Consider the following 15303-nt stretch of genomic DNA (forward strand, 5'->3'; position numbering starts at 1 on the left):
CGTTTCATTCTCCGGAACATAGCTTGTCCATCATGCTCATATAATCTTCGACAATCGTCTCCTCATCAATGATCAAGTCACCGATATGCTCCATTGCGGCTTCATTAATCTCCTCGATCAGCACAGCGGGCATGGAGCCTGCTCTGCTGGCAGCAGCCTGCAGCGCTTGAGCACCATGGCTGTCCTTAAGTAAGAACAATATTTCGAGATGTGCATGCTGTAAGCTAGCAGCAAAATCTCGCCATTCTTCATCAAGCCCCTCCACGTTCCATACCAAGGCAGGCTGTACTTCCACTTGCGTCCCCATAATAATTGCTGATGATGCATTCACATCTGCATTCGTATCTGCTTCATGCTGAACAGGCCCAGATTCTAGCAGTGATACTGGCCATATTTCAGATTCAGCTATTTCAGGAGAACCCAACGGCGTTTCTTCTTCAGGCAGAGGTACGGGAGAATCAAAGTCCATTACCGTCTGAATAAGATGGTATGCTCCTGTCTCCTGGCCAAGCTTCGGGGAATGCGCTTGAGAGCGGGTGTGCTCCATCACTTTGATATCCCTGCACTGTGCAGTATGTGCTATACGGGAGGTATTCGCTTCCTCTTCTTCATTGGCTGCACCGATGATCAGCATATCTCTTACCTCATCTGATTCACGTGCTAAGCGCTCAAGCTTTCGCGAATTAATCTGGATTGCCGGCTGAACCGCCCGGGCTGTTTGAGCTTTGAGTGCCCTCATCTCTTTGACCAGGTATCGTGAGATGAGCTCTTCCACCTCTTTTTCAAGCTCAATCCCTCTTAACCGGCCCTTGAAGCCTTTTAATTCCCGCAGCTTATTCTCGGTAAACCGTACCAGCTGAGTGATATAAGCTCTTAAAGGCTTATGCTCGCTGATAGAAACAAAATCAACGGTTATCGTTCGACCATAGATGTCACTATCATACAGTGCACTCTTGAAGAGCGTCCGTTTCACACGCTGTGAACGAGGTTCATAACGATGGATCAGCCGGGTTCCATAGGTTCTGTACAAATATTGATCAACGAGAGCAATGACTTTAGGAGTGAACTTCGTCATCTCATATCGTCCGCTCTCAATATAAAATCTGCTTCGTTCAGGGTCATAATCCAGCATAACAAAAAGATTGTCCCAAGACAGCTCAATGGGCTCTGCGGTAAATCTCCGTCTCCATTCCAGCTCTTTCAGTTCATTCGACATGCTGCGAGGCAGTTTCTTACTCATGGGAGACGGGTCATATTCGAGCTGATGCAGCGTTGCAAAATCATAGAGCCATTCCCTCATGTAGTTGTCCAGCTTAAGGTGCTGTTTCCGATATGCCTGCCATACCTTATTTAGCTGCTCCCAGCCATCGGAAGGGTGAACCCAACCAATCCCGTTAATGAGCTCATATATATAAACAAACAGATAGGACAAATCCGTAATTGGATAAAGGCCGTTCCGCACTTCGGATCTCCAGTAAAAATACCATTGATATTGTTCAGGTCTCATCTGATCATAGGTCGGCCAGTAGCTGTGAAATGGAACAAACGGTACCTGCTCAGCAGTACGCGCAGCCAGCTCTTTGGCTGTATGTACAAATTGCTGCTCCCTGGATATATAACGAAAATCCTGCTCCCAGTTCACTTGCGGCATGGCGTTCTGTGGCGCATAGATCTGACGGATGGATTCATTATAAGGAACTTCCTGAACAGGCGGGCTATTGGGCTGAGTCTCTCTGTCATCCAGCATATTAGTGTTATAATCTATGGAATTTGCTTCACTTGGAGCAATGGGAACATCCCGTTCATTTCCTGTCAGATCAAATTCCGCAAACCGGATTCGATCGTTGTTACTCATAGGACATACCTCCCTCCATCACAAATTACATTATAACATTTCAAGGAAATGAGCATCTATCTTTACACAAAAAAGAAGAAGGATTCTTGGTACGAATCCTCCTTCTCATCAAAAGCGTTTATTTCAGTTCTGCACTTTGCTGTGCATCTCCTGTATACTCCACAAACTGGATTCTCTTCATCCCTCTGCGAATCCCTTTCGGAAGATAATAAGCGAGTGGAAATGCCAGCATGAAGGCAATCCCCCAAGATCGCATCCATATTAATAAGAAGGAATCGTGGAAGCCGTAATTGATAGACATCATGACAAATGACATCAGACATGACATTCCAAACGCCATAAAAAATGTAAAAATAATCGTTTCGTACTTTTTATTTATCTTCATTAAGCTTCTCTCCGTTGTTCTTTGTTCTTATGCATATCACGATGCTCAACCGCATAACGATGTATTTTATCAGTAACAATCCAATTCGTCAATTATGATATCCAGACGCTTATCGCTTCAGATCCTTTCTTTGACCGCTTGAATGAATGCTTCGGGATTCTCTTTGACCGTATAGGGGTATACTCCTTGCTGTGTATGCAGATATAACAGTCCATCCATCTCTCCAACCTTTTTGTAGGAAAGATCAAATACTTTCTCCAATGGAAACTCCCGATATTTCGTAACAATTTTATCAGAATACAGAATCAATTCACGTTCGTCCGCAATCGTCTCCATATGAATGCCTTCAATTTTACGTAACATTTTATAGTAGGCCTGTGTTGCAAGCCTCTCCATGATCTTCACTCCCTTATTTGAATGATAATGCTGCTTCAATTACCCAACCGTCGCGAGTCTTTTTTCATATGACTTCGGTTAGTATTCATGATAATCTGTTCTTACGGTTAAGTAAAATCTCCATAAGGAGTGATAAAATGAATCCCTTTTCACCAGAGCTGTTAAAAGACAAGGTCGTTATCGTTACTGGAGGTGCTACCGGCCTCGGCCAGGCAATGAGTGAGCTATTTGCAGAGCTAGGTGCAAAGCTCGCCATATGTGGAAGAAGACAAGCAGCGCTGGATCAAGCTGCTGAGGTATTTCGCTCCAAAGGTCAAGAAGTCTATGTACAATCATGTGATGTAAGAGATCCTGTTCAAGTGAGTGAATTTGTGAAAGCGGTTTATTCCCATTATGGAAGAGCTGATATTCTAGTCAACAATGCTGCCGGCAACTTCATAAGTCCGACCGAGCGACTATCACATCGAGCAGTAGATTCAATTCTTGGCATCGTGCTGCATGGTACTTTTTATATGACCCTTGAAGTCGGCAAAAAATGGATTGAGCTTAGTCACCCCGGAACGATGCTGAATATTGTTACTACTTATGCTTCAACAGGGTCGGGTTACGTAACCCCTTCTGCAGCAGCCAAGGCAGGGGTGCTTGCCCTTACTCGTTCACTCGCGGTTGAATGGGCGCCTTATGGAATCCGCCAAGTTGCTATTGCTCCGGGTTCTTTTCCAACGGACGGTGCAGATTCAAGACTCTCTCCTACACCGGAGCTCCAGCAGCAATTGCGTGAGCGCATCCCCTTTAAACGAGCCGGTAGCAAGGAGGAGCTAGCTCATTTGGCGGCCTTTCTTGTTTCGGACTATGCAGCCTTTATTAACGGTGAAGTTATAACGATTGATGGTGGCGAATGGCTGCAGGGAGCAGGACAGTTTAACGGTTTATCAGAAGTGACACACGAACAGTGGGATCAGCTTGCCAGCATGACACGCAAAGGTAAATAACGTAAGGGACACCTATATTGCTGGCTATAATCAACAATAATAGGTGTCCCTTATGTATCACTATGATTTGACGACTTCTCCCCCCATATAGATCGTGGAGCTGTATAGTCGTTTTGTTTGAACTATAGGCTTCGCTCCCGGCGTTGCAGCGATAGAATCTGCATGAGATGAATAGATGTGAATGGTGTCGCCATCATAAATAGCAATCTGTTCACGGCCATTACCCAGAAAATTAGCATGTCCCACATACCCATCTACCGGAAATGCCGCAACGACGTTCATATCACCGTCATAGAGAGTAGGAAATATACCGCCTCCACGTCTATAAGCTAGAATATAATCCATCCCGCTCTCATCCCAGCCGCTAATTGTATCAATAATGGTTAACCACCCGTCGGTTTGGCGGTGTTCTTTCCATATTTCTTGACCGTTTGCGTCCAGCATGAACATCCCATCCTTGCCTTTAACACCTGCTTTTCCATCCCCGCGAATGATTCGGTCCAGACCAGCAATCTGAAGCCCTGGCAGATCGTCTCGAAATCGTCCAAGCGCTATATGCTGGGATTCAATGGAATCCGCATATCTCCATACTTCTGTTCCATGCTTATCCATCATGACTGTTACACTGCCACCAATGACAATCTCTATTTCTCCGTCCCCGTTCACATCCCCTACCCATATACAGTCCGCATGATCCGACAAGTCCTGACAGCTCCATATGACGTTTCCTTCTGAATCCAGCATATCATATCCTGCCATGACTTCGTCTTTACCGTCGCCATTAATATCGTAAACCCATGGGAAGTGTCCAGGATTCCCTTGATGCGTCCACAGCAGTTCAAAATGTGAATTCAATGCCCATATCTGATGATAACGATCTTTGAGCAATAGATCAGTGGGCCGTTCATTCCCAGATAAATTCGCGATAATGATACAGTCATGCGCTTCCGGCGAGGGAAGATCGTAGGCCTGGTTGCTCTCTCCAGTAAGCCCGTCAATGACATGAAACTGGTCATTCATCACACACAGAACTTCCAATCGACCATCTCCATCCAGATCGTACACCTGCGCAGGATAATCGGAGCCCTGCGTTCCTGCCTGATCATCTGGAGTTCCTCTTTGCCAGAGCATTCTACCCTCCAGATCAAATACAGTAATACACTGCACCTGATGAGGGATATATCTCACATCTTGCCGGTTATCCGGCTGAATCATTACCATTTCTAATCTTCCATCGTTATTGAGATCCCCGAATAGCATTTTACAATTAGGGCCAGCCGAGCTTACATCGACTGTTGCAAGACAAACCGGATCAGAATGCTGAAGCATCATAAGTGGTCCTCCATATCAATGAGTGTAGTGAAGATAGGCGTTAATATTGAACAGCATACGGCATCATCGATTTTCCATCAATTGGACTTTTTTGTATACAAGATTTTTTGTATGGAATATATATCCTGTTCATGTTATATTCACTCTGTTCGTCAAAATTCGAGTATTTTTGCAACATCCTTAGGAGGCCACATGTTTAAACTTCGTACTGTTCTTGTTTTTGCGTTTACTGTAATCGTCATTATGCTAACATTCATTATGGGATTCATACTTAGTAGTCGAGCCGAGAGAAGCCTTCAAAGGGAGATTGGTCAATCTCTCGCGAACATAGCCTATCAGATGTCGGACAAGCTGGATAATTTTATGTGGTCAAGACAAGGTGAAGTAGAAATGCTGGCTGCAACATATACACTCGCTCAGAATAACGAGATTTCTGAGATACAAAATTTAATGGGACAGCTGCAAACGAGCTTCCCTTCCTTCTCATGGATAGGCTATATGAACGTGAACGGAGATGTAATGGCGGCGACAGATGGAATTCTGGTAGGGTCCAATATATCTGAACGCCCTGTCTTTAAGGAAGGAATCAAGGGGAAATTTATAGGAGATGTACACGATGCCGTTCTTCTGGCCAAGCTCCTGCCCAATCCTACCGGAGAACCGCTGCAATTCGTCGATATTAGTATGCCGGTAATGGACCGTAACGGTCAGGTCAAGGGAGTGCTCGCCGCCCATCTCAGCTGGGAATGGTCTAGAGAGGTAGAGCGCACAATATTAGAGCCTCAGCAGAATCATACGCAGGATATTGACCTGTTCATTGTTAGTAAGAATGAAAAGACGATTCTATTAGGCCCAGATGATATGGTGGGTCGTCAACTAGACATCCAATTGATTCAAAATGTGCAAAACGGTGAAGATTCGTGGGAAATCGAAGAATGGCCGGATGGAAAAACTTATCTGACCGGCTATGCATATGGTGATGGTTATTTGAATTATGAGGGACTGGGCTGGTCCGTACTCGTCAGACAGCCTGAAGCCACTGCCTTTATCGATCTTAAGGAACTGACAAGACAGTTTATTCTAGCAGGTATTACCGCCTCACTTATCTTTGCTGCGATTGGCTGGTTATTGTCAGAACGAATTACGAAGCCGATCCGGGGAATTACCAATGCGGCTAATCAGCTAAGACAAGGTAAAGATGTTAAGATCCCCGTATATAAAAGTTTCTCAGATATGCATATTCTCTCCTTATCTCTACGCAGTCTGGTGGATACGCTGGTTCGGACAGAAACAGCATTAGGGAATATGAAGAATCAAGCTCATCGGGATCAACTGACAGGCTTACCTAATCGGGCAGCGCTGGAGATCTATCTGGAGAACACCATCAAGGATCTGGATATGCACCAAGAGGCTTTATCTTTTATGTATTTGGATTTGGACGGATTCAAGCATGTAAACGATACTTTGGGACACCAGACTGGAGATATTCTATTACAGAAAGTGGCAAACCGCTTGAGAGAAGCCATACCAGAACAAGATACCGTTGTCCGCTTAGGTGGAGATGAATTTCTAATTATCTTGCGCTCCGAGAAGAATGAAGCGATGGAGTCGGCTCGCACGATTTCTTATCGTATGATTGAATCAATCAACAGTCCTTTTATTATTGACCTCAATCATGTAACGATCGGCTGCAGTATTGGTGTATCCTTCTATCCGATTCATGATAGTGATGTAGGCAGTATAATCCGGCTTGCAGACGAATGTCTGTATCAATCCAAGCAATCGGGAAAAAATCGGGTTACCTTCTATCACCAAGAAGAAATCCGTTAATTAACTTTATAGCTATGCAAAGAACCCGGCTTTCGCCGGGTTCTTTAGGCATCCAATTAGTTTGTGTTCTACATTTCTTTTGTCGCGGGATCATTAACTTCTTCAATCATTTAAATAGTGCTCAATTCCAATCTGCATCGGCCGATGCGTTGCTTGTTGATTAATAATGAGAGATTTGAGAGTATGCTTATCTTCCTTCGACATCTCCATAAATTCTGCACCGTATCTATACTCTGTATCCAGCTTTTGATGATGTCTGATGATCGCATTAAGCTTGAATTTCCCGTCGAGATTGACACGGACGACATCCTTCTCCTGAATGGGTATCGGACTTTCGATTGAAAACAGCAAGCCTCCCAAGCTGATATTCTTAATATCGCAGTGCAGACCTTGCTCAAATACATAAGGACTTGAGGATGCTTGCGGTAACAAAGACTCTAGGCATGAGTTCAAGTACCTGACCGGAATGCGGATATCCTTCCGTCTATTCAGCAGCTTTTTCTGCAAATCAGGTGGTAGAATGCATAGAATCCGCTGCAGGTAGCTTGCGATGGGATAAGTATCAAACACAATTAACCCTTCAGCCGAGTAGATCGTGATCCCCACCGAATTACCTAAAGGAATAGGGATGTTCTCCTCCACCTCAAACATCACTTCAAATACATCGCCTTCTATATAAGAGATTCGACCTCCGACCGAGCGGAGCTTACTCCGTACAACGACGACACAGTCTATTAATGAGGCTTCGTTAATTTTATCTATGCTCATCATGTATTCCTCCTGAAATATTAAAAAGCTGCATTGAAAATACATCGTTGTGTGTTTTTGGAAAAATGATGATCAGCATTATTATATAAGAATATCAGAAATTTGAAATGTTGTTTTTTAAATATGCGTAAATTCTCAGTTGCAAGATTGATCGGTTAGTTATCATTTATTCGGATGATAATGTGCTGGAGAGGGGATTGTTTACTGGTGTTGGAGACCCAATCTTTGGTCAAGGAATGACCGTTGGTGCGATAACAGCAAGATGAGTATGATCTCTGCAACTGCGGGCATTAGCAGCGGATTGCTATACTATTATTTTAAATCGAAAGACGAGTTGTTCACGTCGCTTGTTCAAGAGGCCATGTTCGAAACGGAGGTGGCGATCCGCAGCATCTATGAGCTGCCAGGCACACCTATCCAGAAACTCAGGGCGTTGACTACGGAGATTCTTGATGGAAAGCGGAGCCCCTTACTTCATGCTAGTCCACCAAGCGCGGACGTCTGGAGGTGTTCCCGAGCAGGTCAAGCAGCTTCTGGAGCAATATTCGATGAATACGTATATTGAAGCCCTCTTACGGGGTAGAGGATTACAGGATGCCGAAGGTAGATATGCTGCTGAAATTAATAAGCCCTCTTTAGAACTTCGGTTAGCATTTAAAAGTGAACGGAGATTTATAAATTCAGAAATCCGCCTTATTGAAAGGCTTTAAATTTTGAATACACAAAAAAGAAACAGGACTCTTTTAAAGGTCCTGTTTTAAACAATAAATTAGTTTATATGGAGTTACAGTATACTTCCTCTGAAATTATGTTGGGAAAGAAAGAATATTAAAGTTCGTATTATTTGCTGATACAGAGGTTACATTTGTACTTGCAGTGAGGAATCCTCTTACACTGTACGTACTTGTTGCTGTTGTAGGGGCTGTATCTACATAGGTATTCGCGATCGTAAAACGCTGAATTCCCGCTGTTCCACCGCTCCTTATTACGATCTGAGTATTTATCAGTGTTGCATCTCTATACAATCTAAATTCCATTTGAACAGACCAATCGGCTGTCGTGTCTACTTCTGCAGACAGTGTATAATCTAATTTTAGAGGAAGTCCCGCTGCAGTATCCTGTGTAACACTCGCAAGCGTGACTTCCGTTGCTGCTGGCATCGCAGTAGCTGCCGGAACATTTGCAAAAGCCAGCACAGGTGAGGCGGCAGTAGCTCCTGTTGCACCAGTCAGGCCAGTTGCGCCCACTGCTCCTGCGTCACCCGTTACTCCTGTTGGTCCAGTCGCACCTACTGCTCCTGTCTCTCCAGTGGCTCCCGTTGAACCTGTTGCACCTACTGCTCCGGCTTCGCCAGTGGCTCCCGTCGGGCCGGTTGCACCTGTTGCCCCCGTTGGACCGGTCGCACCCACTGCTCCTGTCTCACCCGTTGCTCCCGTTGGACCGGTCGCACCTGCTACTCCTGCGTCACCCGTTGCTCCCGTTGGACCCGTCGCACCTGCTACTCCTGCGTCACCAGTGGCTCCCGTCGGGCCGGTCACACCCACTGCTCCGGCTTCACCCGTTGCTCCCGTTGGACCTGTCGCACCTACTGCTCCTGCGTCACCCGTTGCTCCCGTTGGACCGGTCGCACCTGCTACTCCTGCGCCACCAGTGGCTCCCGTCGGGCCGGTTACACCTACTGCTCCTGCGTCACCCGTTGCTCCTGTTGGACCTGTCGCACCCACTGCTCCGGCTTCACCGGTAGCTCCCGTCGGGCCGGTCACACCCACTGCTCCGGCTTCACCCGTTGCTCCCGTTGGACCTGTCGCACCTACTGCTCCTGCGTCACCCGTTGCTCCCGTTGGACCGGTCGCACCTGCTACTCCTGCGTCACCAGTGGCTCCCGTTGGACCGGTCGCACCCACTGCTCCGACTTCACCCGTTGCTCCCGTTGGACCTGTCGCACCTACTGCTCCTGCGTCACCCGTTGCTCCCGTTGGACCGGTCGCACCTGCTACTCCTGCGTCACCAGTGGCTCCCGTTGGACCGGTCGCACCCACTGCTCCGACTTCGCCCGTTGCTCCCGTTGGACCTGTCGCACCTACTGTTCCGGCTTCGCCCGTTACTCCCGTTGGTCCCGTCGCACCTGCTACTCCTGTGTCTCCAGTGGCTCCTATTGCTCCCGTCGGGCCGGTTGCGCCTACTGCTCCGGCTTCACCCGTTGCTCCCGTTGGACCTGTCGCACCTACTGCTCCTGCGTCACCCGTTGCTCCCGTTGGACCGGTCGCACCTGCTACTCCTGCGTCACCAGTGGCTCCCGTTGGACCGGTCGCACCCACTGCTCCGACTTCGCCCGTTGCTCCCGTTGGACCTGTCGCACCTACTGTTCCGGCTTCGCCCGTTACTCCCGTTGGTCCCGTCGCACCTGCTACTCCTGTGTCTCCAGTGGCTCCTATTGCTCCCGTCGGGCCGGTTGCGCCTACTGCTCCGGCTTCACCCGTTGCTCCCGTTGGGCCCGTCGCACCCACTGCTCCTGCGTCACCAGTGGCTCCTGTTGGTCCGGTCGTACCTACTGCTCCGGCTTCACCAGTGGCTCCCGTTGGACCTGTCGCACCCACTGCTCCTGCGTCACCCGTTGCTCCCGTTGGGCCGGTTGCACCTACTGCTCCGACTTCGCCAGTGGCTCCCGTTGGACCCGTCGCACCCACTGCTCCTGCGTCACCCGTTGCCCCCGTTGAGCCGGTTGCACCTACTGCTCCTGCGTCACCCGTTGCTCCTGTTGGTCCGGTCGCACCGTCTGCTCCCACGTCACCGGTTGCCCCCGTTGGACCTGTCGCACCCACTGCTCCTGCGTCACCCGTTGCCCCCGTTGGGCCGGTTGCGCCTACTGCTCCGGCTTCACCAGTTGCTCCCGTTGGACCGGTTGCACCGGTTACCCCTGTCGGACCGGTCGGACCCGCTACTCCTGCGTCACCGGTTACTCCTGTTGTACCGGTCGAACCGGTTACGCCTGCTTCTCCGGTTACTCCCGTCGGTCCCGTCGGACCCGTTGCACCTTCCGCCCCAGTGGCCCCAGTGGCTCCGGTAGAACCACCTGGAGGCCCTTCTGGTCCCGTAATTCCTGTTGCTCCAGTGGCTCCAGTGGCTCCGGTGGCTCCAACTCCTCCTGCATTTGCTCCAAGAAGCTCAGAAGAGACGATCCGGTGGGGTGCTGCCAAATTTCCAGCCGCGTCTTTGCCCCATACAGATAACTCTATTGAATCCTCTGCAAGACCGCTTGTAAGAAATTCAAACTCAAATCCGTCCAGGTTGGCGAAATAGGTTCTGTTGATCACACCATTAGGTCCAATACTTAAGGAATCCAACACATATAATGTTCGAGCAGCATCCAATACATATCCCTGAACCGTTACAATTCCGCTATTGACGGTATCCCGGTTTTCAATAGATATCGTAATCTGCTGTGTAATTCTGGCTCCATTTACCGCATTGTTCTCAATAGGTCCAGTTGAGTAATTAGCCATATTACCAATCTCCCTCAATTTTGAAGTGCTTTGTTAGTTATACCCCTCACTTCTTACAATTCCGAAGACACCAACCGATACGCGCTCACGAGCTGACCTGATGCATCTTTTCCCCACACAGATATTTCGATCGCATCATTATCTAGTGCAGACACTTCAAACTCATAACCTTCGACATTGGCTTGATAAGTGTTTGTATATACCGCATTTGGATCGAGATTAAAGAACTCAGCCACGTAATTTGTTCTTACTTGATCCAATACATATCCTTGTATTGAGATCGAAGCATTTTGAGTCAGCGATTTATTAATAATTTTGACTGTAACCATATGGACCGGCCGAAGGCCGTTTACCGCATTATTCAAAATAGGCCCCGTAGTGACAAGCAATTACTGTTCCCTCCTTCATGAACTGTCTTATTCTAATAGATCAGGAACCATCTTTATCAACATATGATGTCGTTGCTCAATGAATGTCATGAATCCTGTCGAGTTAACCACTTATTTGGGTGATATTCGAACATTTCATATCCATATGTTTAAGTTTTATGTCGTGTGTGAACATATAAGGGTATGCTGTTGTTTAGAAGACAGATGAAAAAGGTTTGTTTATTGTCAAGTGAATTATTTGTGATATATGATTACTAATGAATTTCGCTTGAAAACGCTATTATCATCTATATGAATCATTCGTATTACCATTCGTAGCTCTTATCAAGAGCATATAGTTTCCAATTCACCATTTTGATAAAAGTATGAAATTGATTTATATAGATGAACATCCCGTATATTTTACTTACAAAAGGAGAATGGAACATGAATAAACGTTTTGATTCAAAAGTTGTATTGATTACTGGAGCAGGCTCTGGATTAGGACAAGCTGCAGCCCTTGAAATCGCTAAGGAAGGTGCAAAGCTGTCACTCGTTGACCTCAATGAAACTGCACTTGGGGACACTAAAAAATTGATTATTGAAGCAGCACCTGAAGCAGAGATTCTTCTTCTCACTGCCGATGTATCCGATGAGCAAGCTGTACAGAAATATGTAGACGATACGGTACAAAAATTCGGCCGTATTGATGGCTTCTACAACAATGCAGGGATCGAAGGTACCCAGGCTCCTACAGCAGAATACAACAGCAAAGTGTTTGATAAAGTCATTGACATTAACCTTAAAGGTGTCTTCTATGGCATGAAATATGTCCTTCCTGTAATGAAAGAGCAGCAATCCGGCGCAATCGTGAACGTAGCATCCGTTGGCGGGATTCGCGGAGTTCTGAATCAGGCTGCTTATGTTGCAAGTAAACACGCAGTGTCCGGTATGACGAAGAATGCAGCAATCGAGTACGGTCAGTACAACTTAAGCATCAATGCCATTGCACCCGGCGCGATCATGACAGCAATGGTGGTTGGTTCCCTGAAGCAGATTGGCGGAGAAGACGGATGGGAAGAAGCAGGTAAGCAATTTGTCAGCGTAAATCCGAAAAAACGTTTCGGTAAACCAGAAGAAGTAGGCCGTCTCGTTGCGTTTCTGCTGTCTGGAGAATCCGAATTTATTAACGGTGTCGTTATTCCAATTGATGGTGGACAGTCGAACCAATACTAGTCAATCTCAAGACATCAAAAGGACCCCTGCTAGGGGCCCTTTTCTATTATTCCCTTAACCTTCAACATAAAAAAAGCGAATACCCATAAGGGATTCGCTTTCTCCACAATTAGCTATACTCTACTCTTAACTCGAACTAAACTGTCGCCTTCTCGCCAATGTGGAGGGAATAATGAAGCTGTTCAATATCTTCATATATGGCTGGGAACTTGGAAAGCCAAGGTATATTCATTTCTGCGGGTTCTTTTTTATCCTTAATGGATTGTGCGAGCATTGCGAAGTAACGCTGGAACTCTAATCTATCCTCATCTGATATCGCTTCGCTTTCATATTTGTTTGCTGCTGCCAGCAGAACATATCCCAAATGCAGACAATCTGCCACTGCCGGCCACAATACGGCGATTTGGGAGCTTTTTTTGATGGACTCAGCAAAGGCATCATCATAAACCAATCTTAATTGAATCAGCGCATTACGTAAGTCTTGCTCTTGGACCTGCTTATCATGAACAGGATCAGCATTCAATATTGCAAGCAGCATTTCACCTTCTTTTTGTACTGCATTGGACAATGTTTCTGGCAGTTTCCTTGATGCCCTTGTTCTCCAGAGCAGCAATGAACCCACGATAGCGATGACACTTCCGATGATAATATCTACAATGCGGGCCGATATAAAATATCCTGCGGTTAATGCGGGCTGAATGGTTGTACCGATCAGCAAAGTGCTTGGTGTCAGGAATAATACTGCCAGTGCATAGTTTCTTCCGTAAATAAGCTCCACAATGAATTGAAATATCATAAGGGTGAGTGGTATTACTATTCCAAGTGGCTCATACCACAGCACAGCAGTACCAATCAATATTCCAATCATCGTACCAGCCGAACGCTGCAGACCACGATATACCGTGCCGATATAGGTGCCTCCTGCCATCACAGCTGCACTTGACAAGGGAACCCAGTAAGAGCGATCGAAATGAAAGCCATAGGCGATTGCCGCTGCAACGAGCAGCACCAGACCATATCGTAGTGAAGTATACAGAATCGTTGAATCGGGTTTGAACGCATTACGAAGCAAGACCAGAATAGGAACCTTGGTATCACCTGCTGCCTCAGTATCTCCACCCAGATGAACGGCATCTCTAGTTATGATGTCATAAGCTGCTTGAATTTGATCATGCAAATTGCGTAACGAATATTCGGATTCCTCTTCCAGGGAAACGACAAATCGGACATCTGTATCTCTTGTATGGATGGCATTGCTTAGCGTTTGTAGAGCATGGGCCAGCTCATCCTCAGCCGTATTTTTGCTATCCAAGGAGACATCGATGATGGACAAAAATATTTCACTTGCTTGAAGATTTAATCTCTTTAATTTGTCTAAGTACTGATTATTTCTCGCACCGATGACTTTACCATTCGATAATGTACGATCTGCCTGTTTCATTAGTGAGGCACTTTGATGCTGAAGGTCTGTGAATCGTTCTGTCCCAATAGCTGACAGCAGCTTGGACAAGCTCTCATATACAGCAGACACTGATTTGTTCTCTGGACCGTAGGGGACGATCAAATAACCAAACATCCCCACAATCCAAGCGAACAGACCGCCCAGCAGAACACATAGAGCGTTTAACGGCAATGTACTAGGGTCATGCGGCATGGACGTTCCGACAGAATATGCGAGGACGAAAAACATACCTCCTGGGCCAGTTATCTGAAAAAGATTGAATATAAAGACCGTTAAGGCGCCAACAAGACCAAACATGAAGACCATTAATGCCACACTGTAGGAGCATAAGGCCCCTAGTGTTAGAGCAGCAGTCAAACCAAGGGCTACCCAAAATAAACGAACCGCACGCTGAGCATAGGTTTCATTCGATACATACAAAAAAGTAAAACCGCCGATGGATGCCAATATTCCAAGATCCGGATTTCCACTTAGAAACCCTAATAAGGAAGGTACCCCTACACTTAAGGCTGATCCAATTCCTCTAAACCAATTCAAAGGAATAGGCTTGATTGTAAATGCCTCCCTGTATTTCTTTACCGCTGGAATGCTGTGTTGTACACGGCGTCTGTCAGCGGATTTTTGGTAGTTATTGATATTATGATTTTTGTGATTATTCATACTTGTTACCTCTATTTCCAACTAATTTATTGCATGAATGGCTGCATTTTCTTCAATCTTGAACAATACCTTGTTGAACACTGCCAGTTCTTCCTGCGGTATTCCCTCAAGAACCTTGCTGAATACCTGCTCGAGGTGTTCATATACTTCATTTCTTAATTTGACGCCTTGATCTGTAATGAATATGAGATAGGATCTCCGGTCCTCATCGTTTGTTTTACGTGCAATTAGCCCTTCTCTTTCCAGTATGTCCAATATTTTGGCCAAGGTTGCCGGATCTTTATCTGAGATTACAGCAAGCTCTTTTTGCGTAATACCTTCAAACTCGAACACTCTCTTCACTACAGTCCATTGCTCGGGTGTTATCGAATAGCTTCTTAGATATCCGGTAAGGAACCGAAGCACCGCTCGGCTAGTTCTTGTTATCGCATATCCATATTTCTCTTCATTGCCTGCAGCCCTCATCACTCTACCTCCATAATTGTTATACAAATTATATGTATACAAATTAATTTT

At 46.3% G+C, this 15303-nt stretch carries 13 protein-coding genes; 4 read left to right on the forward strand and 9 right to left on the reverse strand.

Annotation, left to right across the window (positions count from 1 at the left end; genetic code table 11):
* Positions 1 to 4 precede the first annotated feature (4 nt).
* The 3 genes from ACFQ3J_RS08075 to ACFQ3J_RS08085 all read right to left on the reverse strand — a co-directional run bounded on the left by ACFQ3J_RS08075 (position 5) and on the right by ACFQ3J_RS08085 (position 2636).
* Positions 5 to 1855 (reverse strand): TerB N-terminal domain-containing protein, encoded by a 1851-nt coding sequence (locus tag ACFQ3J_RS08075; RefSeq protein WP_251583640.1) that lies wholly within the window; start codon positions 1853 to 1855, stop codon positions 5 to 7.
* Positions 1856 to 1973: 118 nt separating this feature from the next.
* Positions 1974 to 2240 (reverse strand): DUF2798 domain-containing protein, encoded by a 267-nt coding sequence (locus ACFQ3J_RS08080; RefSeq protein ID WP_251583639.1) that lies wholly within the window; start codon positions 2238 to 2240, stop codon positions 1974 to 1976.
* A 117-nt stretch (positions 2241 to 2357) separates the two neighbouring features.
* On the reverse strand, positions 2358 to 2636 hold the full coding sequence (locus tag ACFQ3J_RS08085; protein WP_091155966.1) for a hypothetical protein: 279 nt from the start codon (positions 2634 to 2636) through the stop codon (positions 2358 to 2360).
* A 137-nt stretch (positions 2637 to 2773) separates the two neighbouring features.
* Here ACFQ3J_RS08085 and ACFQ3J_RS08090 point away from each other — a divergent pair, with 137 nt between their 5' ends.
* Positions 2774 to 3628 carry an SDR family oxidoreductase gene (locus tag ACFQ3J_RS08090; RefSeq protein ID WP_251583638.1) on the forward strand — a complete coding sequence of 285 codons (855 nt, stop codon included), beginning with the start codon at positions 2774 to 2776 and terminating at the stop codon, positions 3626 to 3628.
* Between the two features lie 60 nt (positions 3629 to 3688).
* Here the strand turns inward: ACFQ3J_RS08090 and ACFQ3J_RS08095 are convergent, their stop codons facing one another.
* Positions 3689 to 4957 (reverse strand): FG-GAP-like repeat-containing protein, encoded by a 1269-nt coding sequence (locus ACFQ3J_RS08095; RefSeq protein WP_379293286.1) that lies wholly within the window; start codon positions 4955 to 4957, stop codon positions 3689 to 3691.
* 195 nt (positions 4958 to 5152) lie between these two features.
* On the opposite strand from ACFQ3J_RS08095, the gene ACFQ3J_RS08100 reads away from it, so the two are divergent.
* On the forward strand, positions 5153 to 6790 hold the full coding sequence (locus ACFQ3J_RS08100; RefSeq protein ID WP_251583636.1) for a sensor domain-containing diguanylate cyclase: 1638 nt from the start codon (positions 5153 to 5155) through the stop codon (positions 6788 to 6790).
* A gap of 102 nt (positions 6791 to 6892) precedes the next feature.
* Here ACFQ3J_RS08100 and ACFQ3J_RS08105 read toward each other — a convergent pair whose 3' ends face one another.
* The gene (locus tag ACFQ3J_RS08105) at positions 6893 to 7561 is read right to left on the reverse strand and encodes a PilZ domain-containing protein (RefSeq protein WP_170862384.1); all 669 of its coding nucleotides are present in this window, start codon (positions 7559 to 7561) and stop codon (positions 6893 to 6895) included.
* Between the two features lie 259 nt (positions 7562 to 7820).
* On the opposite strand from ACFQ3J_RS08105, the gene ACFQ3J_RS08110 reads away from it, so the two are divergent.
* Positions 7821 to 8123, forward strand: a complete 303-nt coding sequence (locus ACFQ3J_RS08110) for a TetR/AcrR family transcriptional regulator (RefSeq protein WP_251583635.1) — start codon at positions 7821 to 7823, stop codon at positions 8121 to 8123.
* A gap of 241 nt (positions 8124 to 8364) precedes the next feature.
* Here the strand turns inward: ACFQ3J_RS08110 and ACFQ3J_RS08115 are convergent, their stop codons facing one another.
* Together ACFQ3J_RS08115 and ACFQ3J_RS08120 are read right to left on the reverse strand one after the other, a co-directional pair.
* Positions 8365 to 11061 carry a beta strand repeat-containing protein gene (locus tag ACFQ3J_RS08115; protein ID WP_379292565.1) on the reverse strand — a complete coding sequence of 899 codons (2697 nt, stop codon included), beginning with the start codon at positions 11059 to 11061 and terminating at the stop codon, positions 8365 to 8367.
* Positions 11062 to 11114: 53 nt separating this feature from the next.
* Positions 11115 to 11450 (reverse strand): hypothetical protein, encoded by a 336-nt coding sequence (locus ACFQ3J_RS08120; protein WP_251583633.1) that lies wholly within the window; start codon positions 11448 to 11450, stop codon positions 11115 to 11117.
* Positions 11451 to 11876: 426 nt separating this feature from the next.
* Between ACFQ3J_RS08120 and ACFQ3J_RS08125 the strand changes: the two genes are divergently transcribed.
* Positions 11877 to 12665 (forward strand): glucose 1-dehydrogenase, encoded by a 789-nt coding sequence (locus tag ACFQ3J_RS08125; protein WP_251583632.1) that lies wholly within the window; start codon positions 11877 to 11879, stop codon positions 12663 to 12665.
* Positions 12666 to 12801: 136 nt separating this feature from the next.
* Here the strand turns inward: ACFQ3J_RS08125 and ACFQ3J_RS08130 are convergent, their stop codons facing one another.
* On the reverse strand, positions 12802 to 14787 hold the full coding sequence (locus ACFQ3J_RS08130; protein WP_251583631.1) for an FUSC family protein: 1986 nt from the start codon (positions 14785 to 14787) through the stop codon (positions 12802 to 12804).
* A gap of 21 nt (positions 14788 to 14808) precedes the next feature.
* The gene (locus ACFQ3J_RS08135) at positions 14809 to 15252 is read right to left on the reverse strand and encodes a MarR family winged helix-turn-helix transcriptional regulator (protein WP_091155949.1); all 444 of its coding nucleotides are present in this window, start codon (positions 15250 to 15252) and stop codon (positions 14809 to 14811) included.
* Positions 15253 to 15303 lie beyond the last annotated feature (51 nt).

This window comes from Paenibacillus provencensis (assembly GCF_042678545.1).
Taxonomy (GTDB): Bacteria; Bacillota; Bacilli; order Paenibacillales; family Paenibacillaceae; genus Paenibacillus; species Paenibacillus provencensis.